Source organism: Variovorax boronicumulans, assembly GCF_019352895.1.
Lineage (GTDB): Bacteria > Pseudomonadota > Gammaproteobacteria > Burkholderiales > Burkholderiaceae_C > Variovorax > Variovorax boronicumulans_A.
Map to the genome: position 1 here is coordinate 24117 of NZ_JAAAFX010000005.1, position 15762 is coordinate 39878.

Consider the following 15762-nt stretch of genomic DNA (forward strand, 5'->3'; position numbering starts at 1 on the left):
GGGAGGGGTTGGGGCTTGCGGCGTTCGATTGGCGCTGCGGGCCCCCATCCCCACCTTCCCCCAGCGGGAGAAGGAGCCAGACAAGGAGACCAAGGACATGAACATGACTTCTTCATCGACCGACAGCTACGCCAAGGGCGCCACCGACGTCCCCTTGATCGAACAACCCATCGGCGCCTTCTTCGACGACATGGTCGCGAAGCAGCCCGAACGCGAGGCCCTGGTCAGCCGCCACGAAGCGCAGCGCTTCACGTATCGCGAACTGCAGACCGCGTCGAACCGGCTCGCGAGCGCGCTGCTCAACCTGGGCCTGGTGCCCGGCGACCGCGTGGGCATCTGGTCGCACAACAACGTGCCCTGGGTGCTGCTGCAGATCGCGACCGCGAAGGTCGGCCTGATCCTGGTCAACATCAATCCGGCCTACCGCACCTCGGAACTCGAGTACGCGCTCAACAAGGTGGGCGCCAAGGCGCTGGTGACCATGGCGCAGTTCAAGACCAGCGACTACCTGGGCATGCTGCGCGAGCTGGGCCCGAAGCGGCTGCCGCTGCTGCAGCACACGGTATGGATCGACAAGGCCGGCGATGCCGAGCAGCCCGGCATGCAGCGCTTCTCGGCCCTGCTCGCGAGCGGCGACCCGCAGGACGCGCGCATCGCGCAGATCGGCGCCACGCTCAAGGCCACCGACCCGATCAACCTGCAGTTCACCAGCGGCACCACCGGCTTCCCCAAGGGCGCCACGCTGACCCATCGCAACATCCTGAACAACGGCTTCTTCATCGGCGAGTGCATGAAGCTCACGCCCGAAGACCGGCTGTGCATCCCGGTGCCGCTCTACCACTGCTTCGGCATGGTGCTGGGCAACCTGGCTGTGCTCACGCATGGCGCGACCATCGTCTATCCCAACGACGGCTTCGACGCGCTGACCGTGCTCGAGACGGTGCAGGCCGAGCGCTGCACCGGGCTGCACGGCGTGCCCACGATGTTCATCGCCGAGCTCGACCATCCGCGCTTCAAGGAATTCGACCTCTCGACGCTGCGCACCGGCATCATGGCCGGCTCGCCGTGCCCGACCGAGGTGATGAAGCGCGTGGTCGACCAGATGCACCTGGGCGAGATCACCATCGCCTACGGCATGACCGAGACCTCGCCCGTGAGCTGCCAGAGCAGCACCGACACGCCGCAGGACAAGCGCGTGTCGACCGTCGGCACGGTGCAGCCGCACCTCGAAATCAAGATCGTCGACCCCGAGACCGGCGCCACCGTGGCGCGCGGCCAGTCGGGCGAGTTCCTCACGCGCGGCTACTCGGTGATGCACGGCTACTGGCAGGACGAGGAGAAGACCCGCGAGGCCATCGACGCCGAGGGCTGGATGCACACCGGCGACCTGGCGGTGATGGACACCGAAGGCTACGTCAACATCGTCGGTCGCATCAAGGACCTGGTGATCCGCGGCGGCGAGAACATCTACCCGCGCGAGATCGAGGAGTTCCTCTACCGCCATCCCAAGGTGCAGGACGTGCAGGTCGTGGGCCTGCCCGACAAGCGCTACGGCGAGGAACTCTGCGCCTGGATCATCGTCAAGCCCGGCCAGACGGCCACCGAAGACGAGGTCCGCGATTTCTGCAAGGGCCAGATCGCGCACTACAAGGTGCCCAAGTACATCCAGTTCGTGGCCGAGTTCCCGATGACGGTGACCGGCAAGATTCAGAAATTCAAGATCCGTGACGCGATGAAAGAGCGGCTCGGGCTCAACGAAGAAAAGACGGCATGAGCAAACTCGAAACCAAACTGAATGCGCGCAGCGCAGACTTCCAGGCCAACGCCGCCGCGATGCGCGCACTGGTCGACGACCTGCATGCGCAGTTCGCCAAGGTCGAGGCCGGCGGCGGCGAGGCGGCGCGTGCGAAACACGTCGCGCGCGGCAAGCTGCTGCCGCGCGACCGCGTGGCCGAACTGCTGGACCCGGGCACGCCCTTCCTCGAGATCGCGCCGCTCGCGGCCTACGGCATGTACCTCGATGCCAAGGGCGCCGAATCGGCACCCGGCGCGGGCCTGATCGCCGGCATCGGCCGCGTGAGCGGCGTCGACTGCATGATCGTGTGCAACGACGCCACCGTGAAGGGCGGCACCTACTACCCGCTGACGGTGAAGAAGCACCTGCGTGCACAGGAGATCGCCGAACAGAACCGCCTGCCCTGCATCTACCTGGTCGACTCGGGCGGCGCCAACCTGCCGAACCAGGACGAGGTCTTCCCCGACCGCGACCACTTCGGCCGCATCTTCTACAACCAGGCCAACATGAGCGCGCAGGGCATCGCGCAGATCGCGGTGGTCATGGGCTCGTGCACGGCCGGCGGCGCCTACGTGCCGGCGATGAGCGACGAGTCGATCATCGTGAAGAACCAGGGCACCATCTTCCTGGGCGGCCCGCCGCTGGTGAAGGCGGCGACCGGCGAGGTCGTGACGGCCGAGGACCTGGGCGGCGGCGACGTGCACACGCGCCTGTCGGGCGTGGCCGACCATCTGGCGCAGAACGACCTGCACGCGCTCTCGCTCGCGCGTTCGGCCATCGCCCACATCAACCGCAAGGACGCGACCGAAGCGCCGCACCCCGACGTGCGCGCGCCCGAGTTCCCGCGCGAAGAGTTGTACGGCGTGATCCCGACCGACACGCGCAAGCCCTTCGACGTGCGCGAGATCATCGCGCGCATCGTCGACGGCAGCGAGTTCCACGAGTTCAAGTCGCGCTTCGGTGCCACGCTGGTCTGCGGATTCGCCGAGATCGAGGGCATGCCCGTGGGCATCGTGGCCAACAACGGCATCCTGTTTTCCGAATCGGCCCAGAAGGGCGCGCACTTCATCGAGCTGTGCTGCCAGCGCAAGATCCCGCTGGTGTTCCTGCAGAACATCACCGGCTTCATGGTCGGCCGCAAGTACGAGAACGAAGGCATCGCGCGGCACGGCGCCAAGATGGTGACGGCCGTGGCCACGGCCAACGTGCCCAAGTTCACGATCATCATCGGCGGCAGCTTCGGCGCCGGCAACTACGGCATGTGCGGCCGGGCCTACAGCCCGCGCTTCCTCTGGATGTGGCCCAACGCGCGCATCAGCGTGATGGGCGGCGAGCAGGCCGCGAGCGTGCTGGCCACGGTCAAGCGCGACGGCATCGAGGGCAAGGGCGGCCAGTGGAGCGCCGCGGAAGAGGAAGCCTTCAAGGCACCGATCCGCCAGCAGTACGAGGACCAGGGCCACCCCTACTACGCGACCGCACGGCTGTGGGACGACGGCATCATCGATCCGGCCGACACGCGCCGCGTGCTGGCGCTGGGTCTGGCGGCCGCGCGCAATGCGCCGATCCCAGAGCCGAAGTTCGGCATCTTCCGGATGTGATGACGATGCGGCCTGGGCACATTTCCGGTTCGCGTGTCAGTCGGATGGCGGCAGCCCTCGGACTGGCCGCGCTGGCGGTTTGCGCGCAAGCCATTGAAGTCGCGCTTCCTGAATCGGTGGTCATGGTGCCCAAGAAGGGCGGATTGTTCACGACCGAACTGGAAACCACGCTCTACATACCGGAGGGCGCAGGCCCGTTTCCCATTGCAGTGATCAATCACGGCAAGGCGAACGGCGATCCTCGGTTTCAGGCGCGCTACAAGCCGCTGGGCGCGGTTCGCTTCTTCCTGTCGCGCGGCTATGCGGTGGCCGTGCCTATGCGGCAGGGTTTCTCAAAGTCCAGCGGCAGCTACATCGGTGGGGGTTGCAACATCGAGAGCAATGGCCGCGAGCAGGCCGGTGATGTGGCGGCGGTACTGAACTACGTGAACGCCCAGCCTTGGGCAGACAAGTCGCGCATCGTGGTCGTGGGCCAATCACACGGCGGCTGGACCACGCTGGCCTTCGGTACGCTCCACTATCCCGGCGTCAAGGGGCTGATCGACTTCGCCGGCGGCCTTCGGCAGGAACAGTGCGTGGGGTGGCAGAACGGCCTGATCGGCGCGGCTGGCACCTACGGCAAGGAAACGGACGTTCCCTCACTCTGGTTCTACGGCGACAACGACAGCTACTTTCCACCGTTCGTGTGGCGGGGCATGCACGAGCGTTATGCAGCGGCTGGCGGGCGCGCGAAGCTGGTGGCCTTCGGAACCTTCGGCGGCGACTCGCATGCCATGTTCGGCTCTGCCGCAGGTGCACCCATCTGGCAGCCGGAAGTGGCCAACTTCCTGCGCGAGATCGGGCTGCCCGACCAGCCCCTGCCTGTGTTCGCACGCTATGCAACGACCGCAGCGCCGCCCGCCAGCGGCTTTGCGCTGCTCGACGCCGTTGATCGCGTGCCCGATCAGAGCATCGCCTCCCTGAGCGGCTACCGTGTCTTTCTCACGAAGAATACTCCGCGAGCCTTCGCTGTCAACGCGCAGGGAGGCTGGGGCTCTGCCTGGGGCGGTGCCGACCCGACGGGGCGCGCCATGGAGAGCTGCGCCCGCAAATCTACGTCGGGCGAGTGCCACCTTTACGCCGTCGACGACAAGGTCGTCTGGAACCCGACACCATGAACGAATACACCAAACTCAAGCTCACCCTCGAAGGCCCGGCCGCCCGCATCTGGCTCGACCAGCCCGACACGCGCAACGCCTTCGACGACGTCGTGATCGCCGAACTCACGCAGGCCTTTCTCGAGGCCGGTGCGGCGCCACAGGTCAAGGCGATCGTGCTGGGCGCGAACGGCCCGGCCTTCTGCGCGGGTGCCAACCTGAACTGGATGCGTCGCATGGCCGACTACACGCGCGACGAGAACCTCGCCGACGCGGGCAAGCTGGCCGACATGCTGCGCACCATCGCCGAGTGCCCCAAGCCCACCATCGCGCGCGTGCAGGGCGACGTGTACGCGGGCGGCATGGGCCTGGTCGCGGCCTGCGACATGGCGGTGAGCGCGGACACGGCCTGGTACTGCTTGAGCGAAGTCAAGATCGGCCTGATTCCCGCGACCATCAGCCCCTACGTGATCCGCGCGATGGGCGCACGTGCATCCCAGCGCTACTTCCTCACGGCCGAGCGCTTCGGAGCGGCCGAGGCGCACCGCATCGGCTTCGTGCATGAGGTGGTGGCGGCCGATGCGCTCGATGGCAAGGTCGACGAACTGCTCAAGGCCCTGACCGGTGCCAGCCCCGCGGCCGTGCGTGCCTGCAAGACACTGCTGGCCGATGTCACGGGCCGCGAGATCGACGACGCGCTGATCGCCAAGACGGTCGAGGGCATCGCCGACATCCGCGCGAGCGACGAAGGCCGCGAGGGCGTGCAGGCCTTCCTGCAGAAGCGCAAGCCTTCCTGGCTGGCCTGACATGACTTCACTCGACCTGCCCCAACTGCTCGCGCTGGCCGCCGCCATCGGCTGGGCCAGCGGCATCCGCCTGTACCTGGTGGTGCTGCTGACCGGGCTGGTCGGCTACATGGGCTGGGTGCCACTGCCCAGCGGACTGCACCTGCTGGCGCATCCGGTGGTGCTGGCCGTGAGCGGCTTCATGGTGTTCGTCGAGTTCTTCGCCGACAAGATCCCCGGGCTCGATTCGCTCTGGGACATGGTCCACACGGTGATCCGCATTCCCGCGGGCGCCGCACTGGCCGCCGGCGTGTTCGGCGGCGACCACGCGCTGATGGCGCTGGTCGCCGCGCTGCTGGGCGGCGGCTTCGCGGCCACCGCGCATGCGGCCAAGGCCACCACGCGCGCGGCCATCAACACCTCGCCCGAACCCTTCTCCAACGTCGGCGCTTCGCTGGTCGAAGACACGGCGGTGCCGGCGGGGCTCTGGCTTGCGCTCGCGCACCCGGTCGTCTTCCTCGTGCTGTTCGTGCTGGTGCTGGTGCTGAGCGTGTGGCTGATCCGCAAGAGCTGGCGTTTCCTCAAGGCGCTGTTCGGACGCGTGGCCCGCATCTTCAGCGGCCGATCCGATCCGGGCGTGGTGCCCGCGTTTCAACTGAAAAAAAGTCCTCCGGGAGACACTCCGAATGTTTAAGAAAATCCTGATCGCCAACCGCGGTGAAATCGCCTGCCGTGTCGCAGCCACCGCCCGCCGCATGGCCATCCGCACGGTCGCCGTGTATTCCGACGCCGACGCCCATGCCAACCATGTGCGCGCCTGCGACGAGTCGGTGCACATCGGCGGCAGCGCACCCAAGGACAGCTACCTGCGCTGGGAACGCATCCTCGAGGCTGCCAAGGCCACGGGTGCCGAAGCCATCCATCCGGGCTACGGCTTCCTGAGCGAGAACGAGGAGTTCGCGCAGGCCTGTGCCGATGCAGGCCTGGTCTTCATCGGCCCGCCGCCCTCGGCCATCAAGGACATGGGCCTCAAGGCCGAGTCGAAGCAGCTCATGGAGAAGGCCGGCGTGCCGCTGGTGCCGGGCTACCACGGCCACGACCAGGACCCGGCGCTGCTGCAGCGCGAGGCCGACCGCATCGGCTATCCGGTGCTGATCAAGGCCAGCGCGGGCGGCGGCGGCAAGGGCATGCGCGCGGTCGAGAAGTCCGAAGACTTCGCGGCCGCGCTCGCCTCCTGCCAGCGCGAGGCCATCAACAGCTTTGGCGATGACGCGGTGCTCATCGAGAAGTACGTGCAGCGCCCGCGCCACATCGAGATCCAGGTCTTCGGCGACACGCATGGCGACTGCGTCTACCTGTTCGAGCGCGACTGCTCGGTGCAGCGCCGCCACCAGAAGGTGCTCGAGGAAGCGCCCGCGCCCGGCATGACCGAGGCGATGCGTGCACAGATGGGCGCGGCCGCCGTGGCCGCGGCCAAGGCCGTGAACTACGTCGGTGCGGGCACCGTGGAGTTCATCGTCGAGCAGCGCGACGGCGGGGAGATGAATTTCTTCTTCATGGAGATGAACACCCGCCTGCAGGTCGAACACCCCGTGACCGAGGCCATCACGGGCCTCGACCTGGTCGAGTGGCAATTGCGCGTGGCCTCGGGCGAGCCGCTGCCGCTGAAGCAGGGTGAACTGAAGATCCACGGCCATGCGATCGAGGCGCGCATCTGCGCCGAGAACCCCGACAACAACTTCCTGCCGGCCACCGGCACGCTGCAGGTCTACCGCAAGCCGCAGGCCACCGCCTTCCAGCGCGGCCGCGTGCGCATCGACGACGGCGTGCGCGAGGGCGGCGAGATCTCGCCCTTCTACGACTCGATGATCGCCAAGCTGATCGTGCACGGCGCGACGCGCGACGAAGCGCTGGCCCGGCTCGACACCGCGCTGGCGCAGGTGCACATCGTGGGCGTGCAGACCAACGTGCAGTTCCTGCGCGGCATCCTCGCCACGCAATCGTTCTCCAAGGCCAACCTCGACACGGCGCTGATCGAGCGCGAGCGCGCGGTGCTGTTCGACCGCGAGCCGCTGGGCCTGCCGCTGGCGGCGGCGGCCTCGGTCGCGCGCACGCTGCTCGACGAACGGTCGACGGGCACGCCCGACCCCTTCAGCCAGCGCGACGGCTGGCGCTCGCTGGGCGTCACGGCGCGCATCTTCGCCTTCGAGTTCCGCGGCGAGCCGCAGACCGCCACGCTGCGCTACCTGCACGACGGCGCGCTCACGCTGGAAGCCGGCGGCGTGTCGGGTGTGTTGGCCATCGGCCGCCTGCCCGACGGACAGATCGAGCTGTCGTTCAACGGCGAGCGCCACACGCTCGACGTCTACGAACGGCAGGCCACCACCCATGTGTTCGCGGCCAGGGGCGCGACGAAGATCAGCACCATCGACCGCCTCGCCCATGCGGGCGAGACGCAGGCCGAAGGCGGCCGGCTGACCGCGCCCATGCCCGGCAAGGTGGTGTCCTTCGCGGTCAAGGCCGGCGACAAGGTCACGCGCGGCCAGCCACTGGCAGTGATGGAGGCGATGAAGATGGAGCACACCATCGCCGCGCCGGCCGACGGCACGGTGGAGGAGTTGCTGTACGCGCCAGGCGACCAGGTGACCGAAGGTTCGGAGCTTCTGAGAATCGCTGCCACGGCTTGACCCCGTTTGTGCGGCTGGGACGTATCACGGACATCCCTCACTTTTTCTCAAGGACGCCATGACGCATCGCCAGCCCCTGATCCTCACCCGCACGGTCCTGCTGCCCCTGATCGCGGTCCTCGCGCTCACGGCCTGCGGCCGCAGGAACGAACCGAGCGAGCCTGTCGCCCTGTCGGCCCCCGCACCGGTGATGGCGCCGGGCATGGGCGCCGGCGCGGCGAAGCGGGCGGCGGTCCAGGGCGAAATGGCCTCCGCGGACCAGGCCGAGGCCTCCCCGCTGCAGCGTTTTCTCGCAGTGCGCCAGGACCTGAACGTCGAGGTGCCGCCCGAGCAGCTCGCCGAGGCCTGGGGCCGGATGCGCGACCTGTGCGGGACCCTGCAATGCGAGCTGCTGTCGTCCTCGCTGCTGCGCGAGACACCGCAGCAGCCCGGCAACGCGCAGCTCGAGATGCGGGTGCTGCCGGCCGATGCCGACAAGCTGCTCGGTGGCCTGGCCAATGTGGGCAAGGTGGTCTCGCACACCACCACCAGCGAGGACAAGACCGCCGAGGTGATCGACGTCGAGGCGCGCATCCGCAATCGCACCGAGTTCCGCGACAGCCTGCGCCTGATGCTGCGCGACACCGTCACCAAGCGCACCATGTCCGACCTGCTGGCGATCCAGCGCACGCTGTCGGACACCCAGGCCGAGCTCGATGCCATGGCCACGCAACGCAAGGTGCTGGGGCAGCAAACCAGCAAGCAGCACATCCAGATCCAGTTCACGCCGACCCGCGCGCTGGTGCGCGGCGGCGAGAGCTACAGCCCGATGATGAAGGCACTGCGCAACGCGGGCACCGTGCTCGCGGAGAGCGTGGGCGCGCTCATCACCTTCGTGGCGGCGGTGTTGCCATGGGTGCTGCTGGTGCTGCTGCCCGTGGGCTGGCTGGCGCGCGTGCTGTGGCGCCGTCGTCGCAGCAAGGCCGCATGAAGGCCGCATGAAGGCCGGGCGACGGCCTGACTAAGATTCGGGTCATGCGAATCACCGTCTGCCTCACCGACACCCGCCCCGAATCCTGGATCGAGGGCCTGCGCGCCGCCTTGCCCGATGCCGAGGTTTCGGCCTGGACGCCCGACGCGCCGCCTGCCGACCACGCCGTGGTCTGGGCTCCGCCGCAAGCCTTCCTGGACCAGCAGCCCCGGCTGCGCGGCGTCTTCAACATCGGCGCCGGCGTCGATGCGCTGACGAAACTCAGGTTGCCGCCCGAGGCCCGCATCGTGCGGCTCGACGACGCGGGCATGTCGGTGCAGATGGCCGAGTACGTGTGCCATGCGCTGATCCGCCATTTCCGCGACTTCGACGGCTACGCCGCCGATGCGCGCGAAGGCCGCTGGAGCTACCGCAAGCCGCATGTGCGGCAGGATTTCCCGGTCGGCGTGATGGGCCTGGGCGTGCTGGGCCAGCGCGTGGCGAAGGCGGTGGCGCAGTTCGACTTCCCGGTCAACGGCTGGAGCCGTTCGCCCAAGCAGATCGAGGGCGTGCAGTGCTTTGCCGGCCACGAGAACTTCGACGCCTTCCTGGCCGCGAGCCGCGTGCTGGTCTGCCTGCTGCCGCTCACGCCCGACACGCGCGGCATCCTGCGGCGCGAGACCCTGCTGAAGCTCCATGGCGGCCAACCCGGTGGCTACATCATCAACGTGGCGCGCGGCGGCCACCTGGTCGAAGCCGACCTGATCCCGCTGCTCGACGACGGCCCGCTGGCCGGCGCCACGCTCGACGTATTCGAGGCCGAGCCGCTGCCCGCCGACCACCCCTTCTGGCGCCACCCGAAGATCAGCGTGACGCCGCATGCCTCGGCCCGCACGCAGCGCGAAGAGTCGATCGCGCAGATCGCCGGGAAGATCCGTGCCGTCGAAGCGGGTGGGGACTTCGACCGCATCGCGGGCGTCGTCGATCCGAAGCGCGGATACTGATGACAAGAACGATGGTCCGCTGAACCTGTAACGCCACGAGAACGCCCATGAACATCCCCTCCAAAGTCAAGATCGTCGACGTCGGCCCGCGCGACGGCCTGCAGAACGAGAAACAGCCCGTGCCCGCCGCGGTGAAGATCGAACTCGTGCACCGCCTGCAGGATGCCGGCCTGAGCGCGATCGAGGTCACGAGCTTCGTCAGCCCGAAGTGGGTGCCGCAGATGGCCGACAACGCCGAGGTGATGGCCGGCCTGCGGCGCAACCCGCGCGTGACCTACTCGGTGCTCACGCCGAACATGAAGGGCTTCGAGGCGGCGATCGCCGCGCCGCGCGAACAGTGGCCCGACGAGATCGTGGTGTTCGGCGCCGCCAGCGAGGCCTTCAGCCAGAAGAACATCAACTGCTCGATCGCCGAGAGCATCGAGCGCTTCGCGCCCGTGGTGGCGGCGGCACGCGAACGCGGCATCCATGTGCGCGGCGCGATGTCGTGCACGGTCGGCTGCCCGTACGAAGGCGAGATCGACCCCTCGCGCGTCGACATGCTGGCCGGCCTGATGAAGGGCATCGGCGTGCAGCACGTGGGCGTGGCCGACACCATCGGCGTGGGCACGCCCAACAAGGTGCGGCGCGCGCTCGAAGCCACGCTCAAGCACTACGGCCTCGACGACGTGTCGGGCCACTTCCACGACACCTACGGCCAGGCCTTGAGCAACACGCTGGCCAGCCTGGAGATGGGCGTGTGGCAGTACGACACCTCGTCGGCCGGCCTGGGCGGCTGCCCCTACGCCAAGGGCGCGACGGGCAACGTCGCGACCGAGGACGTGGTCTACATGCTGCACGGCATGGGCATCGAGACCGGCATCGACCTCGACGCGCTGATCGACGCGGGCGTCTACATCAGCGATGCGCTGGGCCGCGAGCCGAGCTCGCGCGTCTCCAAGGCCATCCGCACCAAGCGAGCCGGCTGATGGCGCACCGTCCATTCCGTTGGAGGAGCGCCCATGTGCGGTGCTGAACTCCATGCGTTGCCCGAAGGTGTGCAGCGCGTCGCGCGCCTGCTGCAGGACGCCGGCCATCCGCATGCGCCGCGCATGCTCGACGACGCCGCACGCACCGCGCAGCAGGCCGCCGATGCGCTGGGCATCGCGGTCGGCCAAATCGCCAAGAGCATCGTGTTCCGGCGCAAGAGCGACGATGTCGCGGTGCTGGTCGTGACCTCGGGCGACAAGCGCGTCGACGAGAAGAAGGTCGACGCCCTCGTCGGCAAGACGGGCCGCGCCGACGCCGAGTTCGTCAAGGCCAAGACGGGCTTCTCGATCGGCGGCGTGTCGCCCTTCGCGCATGCGACCGAACTCGTGGTGCTGATCGACCGCGAGCTGTTCCGCTTCGACGAGGTGTGGGCCGCGGCCGGCCATCCGCATGCGGTGGTCAAGCTGCAGCCGCAGGACCTCGAGCGCCTGACCGGCGCACCGGTGGCGGAGGTCGTATGACGGCCGCACTCGACCGCGAAGCCACCGTGCGGCTGATCGAGCGCGCCGCCGGCATCGATGCCACGCCCGATGCCGAGCTGCCGTCGCCCTGCGTCTCGGTCTGCCGCATGGACGACCACCGCGAATTCTGCGTGGGCTGCCTGCGCACCATCCCCGAGATCGCGGGCTGGAGCCGCACGGACGGCGCGGGCAAGCGCGCGATCTGGGGCGCCATCACGCAGCGGCTGCAGGCCTTGCCGGCGCCGGCCGACGACCTGCCGCAGGAGTGGGCTCCATGAAGCACCTCACGTTCTACCTGGACTTCATCTCGCCCTTTGCCTACCTGGCGTTCGAGCAGCTGCCCGAAGCCCTCGAGGGCCTGAGCTACAGCGTCGACTACAAGCCGGTGCTGCTGGGGGCGATGCTCAAGCACCACGGCCTGGTCGGCCCGGCCGAGGTGCCGAGCAAGCGCGCCTGGACCTACCGCCATGTGCTGTGGCTGGGCCATGCGCACGGCATCCCGCTCGAGATGCCCGCCACCCATCCCTACAACCCGCTGCCGCACCTGCGGCTGGCCTTGTCGACCACGCACGGCGGTACGATCAGCCGCCACGTGGCCGAGACGGTGTTTCGCGACATCTGGCGCGGCGGTGCCGAGGCCGGTGACGAGGCACGCCGTGCGGCATTGGCCGCGCAGCTGACGTCGGTGCGCGATGGCGCGGGCGAGGCCGCCAAGGCCGCATTGCGCGCCAACACCGACGAAGCGCTGGCACAGGGCGCCTTCGGCACGCCGGCCTTCGAGGTCGACGGCCACATGCTCTGGGGTTTCGACAGCCTGCCGATGCTGCGCGCCGCGGTGCAGGGCGATGCCTGGTTCGACGGCCCGGGCTGGACCGCAGCGGACCTGCGTCCGGGTTTGCAGCGCCCGAACAAACCCTGACTTTCCTGCATCCCGAAACCCGGGGCGCGGGTTTCACCCTAAATCGTAAGCAACGGTTCAGTTTGGCGAAAGGCTCGGGTCAGTCGCGACTCCAAGAATGCGGCACGGTCCATGAAAAGGACCGCACCCATACAACAGGAGACGACAGCCATGGCAGCCACACTAGATTCGAGGGGAGTGCCGCACCCGGCCCCCCGGCCCATGTCCCAGGAGGAGCGGAAGGTCATCTTCGCATCCTCGCTCGGGACCGTGTTCGAGTGGTACGACTTCTACCTCTACGGATCGCTGGCGGCCATCATCGCCAAGCAGTTCTTCAGCGGCCTGGATGCGGGCGCGGCCTTCATCTTCGCGCTGCTGGCCTTCGCGGCCGGCTTCCTGGTGCGTCCTTTCGGCGCCATCGTGTTCGGCCGCCTGGGCGACATGATCGGCCGCAAGTACACCTTCCTGGTCACGATCCTGATCATGGGCCTGTCGACCTTCATCGTCGGCCTGCTGCCCAGCTACGCGACCATCGGCGTCGCGGCGCCGGTGATCCTGATCGCGCTGCGCATGCTGCAGGGCCTGGCGCTCGGCGGCGAGTACGGCGGTGCTGCCACCTACGTGGCCGAGCACGCGCCGCACGGCAAGCGCGGTGCCTACACCTCCTGGATCCAGACCACGGCCACGCTGGGCCTGTTCCTGAGCCTGCTGGTGATCCTGGGCGTGCGGCTGGGCGTCGGTGAAGCGGCCTTTGCCGACTGGGGCTGGCGCATTCCCTTCCTGGTCTCGATCCTGCTGCTGGCCATCTCGGTGTGGATTCGCCTGACGCTGTCGGAGTCGCCCGCCTTCCAGAAGATGAAGGCCGAGGGCAAGACCTCGAAGGCGCCGCTGGCCGAGTCCTTCGGCCAATGGAAGAACCTCAAGATCGTGATCCTGGCGCTGGTGGGCCTGACCGCCGGCCAGGCCGTGGTCTGGTACACGGGCCAGTTCTACGCGCTGTTCTTCCTGACGGCCCAGCTCAAGGTCGATGCGACCGCAGCCAACCTGATGATCGCCGCGGCCCTGCTGCTGGGCACGCCCTTCTTCGTGATCTTCGGTATCTTGTCCGACAAGATCGGCCGCAAGCCGATCATCATGGCCGGCTGCCTGCTGGCCGTGGTCACCTACTTCCCGGTCTTCAAGATGCTGACCGAAGCCGCCAACCCGGACCTGGCCAAGGCACAGGCCACGGCCGGCGTGACGGTGACGGCCGACCCCGCGACCTGCTCCTTCCAGGGCAACCCGGTGGCCCGCGAGATCGACTTCAAGAGCTCCTGCGACATCGCCAAGCGCTACCTGGTGCAGAACTCGGTGAGCTACGAGAACGTGGCCGGCCCGGCCGGTTCGCCCGCGGTGGTGAAGATCGGCGACAAGACCGTGGCCGCACCCGTGGGCAACGTGGTCAACCTGAAGTTCGACGAGGCCTCGGCCAAGTCGATCGCGGCCTTCAAGAAGGAAGTCGGCGACGACCTGAAGCTCTCCGGCTACCCGGCCAAGGCCGACCCGGAGAAGATGAACAAGGTGCTGACCGTGGCGCTGCTGTTCTGGCTGGTGCTGCTGGTGACCATGGTGTACGGCCCGATCGCCGCGATGCTGGTGGAGATGTTCCCCACGCGCATCCGCTACACCTCGATGAGCCTGCCGTACCACATCGGCAACGGCTGGTTCGGCGGCCTGCTGCCCACCACCGCCTTCGCGATCGTGGCCAGCACCGGAAACATGTACAACGGCCTCTGGTACCCGATCATCATCGCGGGCGTCACGCTGGTCATCGGCACGCTCTTCGTCAAGGAAACGAAGGACGTCGACATCTACGCCAACGACTGATCGCACGACACAGGCCTCGACTGCGGTTGCGCGGCGAGGCTGTTCAGCACAGAGGCTTCATGCGGGCCAGCCGGCCGCGTGAAGCTTTTTTTCTGAGCACTGTCGCTCGTCCAGAAGGAGACTCACCCCATGTGGAAAATCGTCGTCGGCTTCGTCATCTTCGCCGCCATCGCGCTCTTCGTCATCAGCAAGGCGGGCGACAAGATCGACATGTCCGGCGAGAAGCACAGCGGCGACGTGCACGCGCCGGAGCCCGCCGCGGCGGCCAGCGCGCCGAAGTAGGCCGCGTCAGCGCTTGAAGCGGCCTTCGCTGATGATCGACAGATCGGCGAAGTCGATGCCCGTGTGGTCGGTCGGCGAGTAGCTGACGTCCAGGCCGCCGCCCAGGTCGAAGCCGCGGATGCTCTCGAGCGCCGCGAGTACGCGCGGCCGCGTGGGCTTGGGGCCGGCGCGGCGCAGCGCCTCGACCAGCACCTTGGCTGCGGCAAAGCCTTCGAGCATCTGTGGCGACAGCGCTTCCTGGCCCTGGGCCTTGGCCAGCACCATCGCTTCCTTGACCATCGGCTGGCCGACGGCGCGTTCCGAAGGAAAGACCTGCGTCACGATCACACCCGAGCTGACCGCGCCCAACTGCTTGATGAAGCCGCTGGAGGCGTTGTTCGACAAGGTCACGACCTGGGCCGCCGAGCCCGCGGCACGCAGGCCCTTCACGCCATCGACCACCGCATCGCCCGAGGCGATCCAGAGCACCGCCTGCGGATTGGCCTTGGCCAGCGCCGACAGGATCACGGCGTAGTCGGGCTTCTCGCGGTCGGCGGGGATCACGGCCACCGGTGTGAGCCTGGCCTTGGTGAAGCCGGTGGTCGCGCCCTCGAGCCCGTCCTTGCCGAAGGAGTCGGCGGCATGCACCACCGCGATCCGGTCGATGCCCACGGTGTGCAGGTGCTGCACAGCCTTCTCGGCCTCGCGCTGGTAGGTCGAGCGCACGTTGAACACATGCTTCTGCAGCGGCTTGTGCAGCACCATCGCGCCCGTCGAGGGCCCGACCAGCGCCACGCCGTGCTTGTCGAGCCAGGGCACGATGGCCTGCGTGTGCGGCGTGCCACGGCTCAGGAACAACGCGACCACCTTGCGGTCCTCGATCAGCACGCGGGCGTTCTCGCCTGCGCGCTTGGGGTCGAAGCCATCGTCCAGGCGCAGGATCTCGATGCGCTCGCCGTTGATGCCACCCTGCGCGTTCACGCTGTCGATCAGCAGTTGCGCGCCCGCGATGGTCTCGTTCACGCCGGCGGCGACCGGACCGGTGGTGCCGGCCGTCTGGCCGATCACGATCTGGGCCGCGACCTGAAGCGCGCTCAGCGTCAGCAGGCCGGCCGTGCAAAGCAGGCGAAGGGACTTCATGCGGTGTGTGCTCCGTGTCAGAACAAGGGGGAGGGCCGGGGGCGCCGGCGCTGACCGCATTTGTTACCAATTGTCTCAATCGTTCCAGCGTGGAAACCCTTGCATCGCGTGCGCCATGCCGAAGCGCATCCGATGCCTTCTTCTGCGCTTCCT

At 68.1% G+C, this 15762-nt stretch carries 15 protein-coding genes; 14 read left to right on the forward strand and 1 reads right to left on the reverse strand.

All coding sequences use genetic code 11. The annotated features are described in order from the left end of the window. Positions 1-97 precede the first annotated feature (97 nt). From K0H49_RS13860 to K0H49_RS13925, 14 genes are all read left to right on the forward strand, one after another. Entirely contained in the window at positions 98-1774 is a 1677-nt protein-coding gene (locus tag K0H49_RS13860) for an AMP-binding protein (RefSeq protein ID WP_307886058.1), read from the forward strand. Beyond that, entirely contained in the window at positions 1771-3393 is a 1623-nt protein-coding gene (locus K0H49_RS13865) for a carboxyl transferase domain-containing protein (RefSeq protein ID WP_219213421.1), read from the forward strand. The genes K0H49_RS13860 and K0H49_RS13865 overlap by 4 nt, the downstream gene beginning before the upstream one ends. Positions 3394-3437: 44 nt before the next feature. Continuing rightward, on the forward strand, positions 3438-4550 hold the full coding sequence (locus K0H49_RS13870) for a dienelactone hydrolase family protein (protein ID WP_219213422.1): 1113 nt from the start codon (positions 3438-3440) through the stop codon (positions 4548-4550). After that, complete coding sequence (locus tag K0H49_RS13875) at positions 4547-5335, forward strand: enoyl-CoA hydratase/isomerase family protein (protein WP_219213425.1); 789 nt, start codon at positions 4547-4549, stop codon at positions 5333-5335. Before K0H49_RS13870 ends, K0H49_RS13875 begins: the two co-directional genes overlap by 4 nt. Before the next feature lies 1 nt (position 5336). Continuing rightward, positions 5337-6008 (forward strand): DUF4126 domain-containing protein, encoded by a 672-nt coding sequence (locus tag K0H49_RS13880; RefSeq protein ID WP_219213427.1) that lies wholly within the window; start codon positions 5337-5339, stop codon positions 6006-6008. Next, complete coding sequence (locus K0H49_RS13885) at positions 6001-8001, forward strand: acetyl-CoA carboxylase biotin carboxylase subunit (RefSeq protein ID WP_219213430.1); 2001 nt, start codon at positions 6001-6003, stop codon at positions 7999-8001. The genes K0H49_RS13880 and K0H49_RS13885 overlap by 8 nt, the downstream gene beginning before the upstream one ends. Before the next feature lie 58 nt (positions 8002-8059). Then, on the forward strand, positions 8060-8971 hold the full coding sequence (locus tag K0H49_RS13890) for a DUF4349 domain-containing protein (RefSeq protein ID WP_219213432.1): 912 nt from the start codon (positions 8060-8062) through the stop codon (positions 8969-8971). Positions 8972-9015: 44 nt separating this feature from the next. Beyond that, entirely contained in the window at positions 9016-9954 is a 939-nt protein-coding gene (locus K0H49_RS13895) for a 2-hydroxyacid dehydrogenase (protein WP_219213435.1), read from the forward strand. Between the two features lie 47 nt (positions 9955-10001). Beyond that, positions 10002-10922, forward strand: coding sequence for a hydroxymethylglutaryl-CoA lyase (locus K0H49_RS13900; RefSeq protein WP_219213438.1), 921 nt, complete (start codon positions 10002-10004; stop codon positions 10920-10922). A gap of 33 nt (positions 10923-10955) precedes the next feature. Further along, positions 10956-11444: a YbaK/EbsC family protein gene (locus tag K0H49_RS13905; protein WP_219213442.1), complete on the forward strand. Its 489-nt coding sequence runs from the start codon at positions 10956-10958 to the stop codon at positions 11442-11444. Beyond that, positions 11441-11722, forward strand: coding sequence for a DUF1289 domain-containing protein (locus K0H49_RS13910; RefSeq protein ID WP_219213444.1), 282 nt, complete (start codon positions 11441-11443; stop codon positions 11720-11722). The genes K0H49_RS13905 and K0H49_RS13910 overlap by 4 nt, the downstream gene beginning before the upstream one ends. Then, a complete protein-coding gene (locus K0H49_RS13915; RefSeq protein ID WP_219213447.1) occupies positions 11719-12363 on the forward strand; it encodes a 2-hydroxychromene-2-carboxylate isomerase in 645 nt (214 codons plus the stop codon). The genes K0H49_RS13910 and K0H49_RS13915 overlap by 4 nt, the downstream gene beginning before the upstream one ends. 150 nt (positions 12364-12513) lie before the next feature. Further along, positions 12514-14208 (forward strand): MFS transporter, encoded by a 1695-nt coding sequence (locus tag K0H49_RS13920; protein ID WP_219213450.1) that lies wholly within the window; start codon positions 12514-12516, stop codon positions 14206-14208. Between the two features lie 129 nt (positions 14209-14337). Next, the gene (locus K0H49_RS13925; protein ID WP_219213454.1) at positions 14338-14490 is read left to right on the forward strand and encodes a hypothetical protein; all 153 of its coding nucleotides are present in this window, start codon (positions 14338-14340) and stop codon (positions 14488-14490) included. A 6-nt stretch (positions 14491-14496) separates the two neighbouring features. Here the strand turns inward: K0H49_RS13925 and K0H49_RS13930 are convergent, their stop codons facing one another. Continuing rightward, positions 14497-15609 carry an ABC transporter substrate-binding protein gene (locus K0H49_RS13930; RefSeq protein WP_219213458.1) on the reverse strand — a complete coding sequence of 371 codons (1113 nt, stop codon included), beginning with the start codon at positions 15607-15609 and terminating at the stop codon, positions 14497-14499. Between the last annotated feature and the right edge of the window lie 153 nt (positions 15610-15762).

Bases quoted from the DNA above. Each gene is read 5' to 3' on its own strand.
- K0H49_RS13890 (WP_219213432.1), top strand. From the start codon at position 8,060: ATGACGCATCGCCAGCCCCTGATCCTCACCCGCACGGTCCTGCTGCCC.
- K0H49_RS13885 (WP_219213430.1), top strand. From the start codon at position 6,001: ATGTTTAAGAAAATCCTGATCGCCAACCGCGGTGAAATCGCCTGCCGT.
- K0H49_RS13880 (WP_219213427.1), top strand. From the start codon at position 5,337: ATGACTTCACTCGACCTGCCCCAACTGCTCGCGCTGGCCGCCGCCATC.
- K0H49_RS13860 (WP_307886058.1), top strand. From the start codon at position 98: ATGAACATGACTTCTTCATCGACCGACAGCTACGCCAAGGGCGCCACC.
- K0H49_RS13925 (WP_219213454.1), top strand. From the start codon at position 14,338: ATGTGGAAAATCGTCGTCGGCTTCGTCATCTTCGCCGCCATCGCGCTC.
- K0H49_RS13865 (WP_219213421.1), top strand. From the start codon at position 1,771: ATGAGCAAACTCGAAACCAAACTGAATGCGCGCAGCGCAGACTTCCAG.
- K0H49_RS13915 (WP_219213447.1), top strand. From the start codon at position 11,719: ATGAAGCACCTCACGTTCTACCTGGACTTCATCTCGCCCTTTGCCTAC.
- K0H49_RS13920 (WP_219213450.1), top strand. From the start codon at position 12,514: ATGGCAGCCACACTAGATTCGAGGGGAGTGCCGCACCCGGCCCCCCGG.
- K0H49_RS13870 (WP_219213422.1), top strand. From the start codon at position 3,438: ATGGCGGCAGCCCTCGGACTGGCCGCGCTGGCGGTTTGCGCGCAAGCC.
- K0H49_RS13930 (WP_219213458.1), bottom strand. From the start codon at position 15,609: ATGAAGTCCCTTCGCCTGCTTTGCACGGCCGGCCTGCTGACGCTGAGC.
- K0H49_RS13895 (WP_219213435.1), top strand. From the start codon at position 9,016: ATGCGAATCACCGTCTGCCTCACCGACACCCGCCCCGAATCCTGGATC.
- K0H49_RS13900 (WP_219213438.1), top strand. From the start codon at position 10,002: ATGAACATCCCCTCCAAAGTCAAGATCGTCGACGTCGGCCCGCGCGAC.
- K0H49_RS13905 (WP_219213442.1), top strand. From the start codon at position 10,956: ATGTGCGGTGCTGAACTCCATGCGTTGCCCGAAGGTGTGCAGCGCGTC.
- K0H49_RS13910 (WP_219213444.1), top strand. From the start codon at position 11,441: ATGACGGCCGCACTCGACCGCGAAGCCACCGTGCGGCTGATCGAGCGC.
- K0H49_RS13875 (WP_219213425.1), top strand. From the start codon at position 4,547: ATGAACGAATACACCAAACTCAAGCTCACCCTCGAAGGCCCGGCCGCC.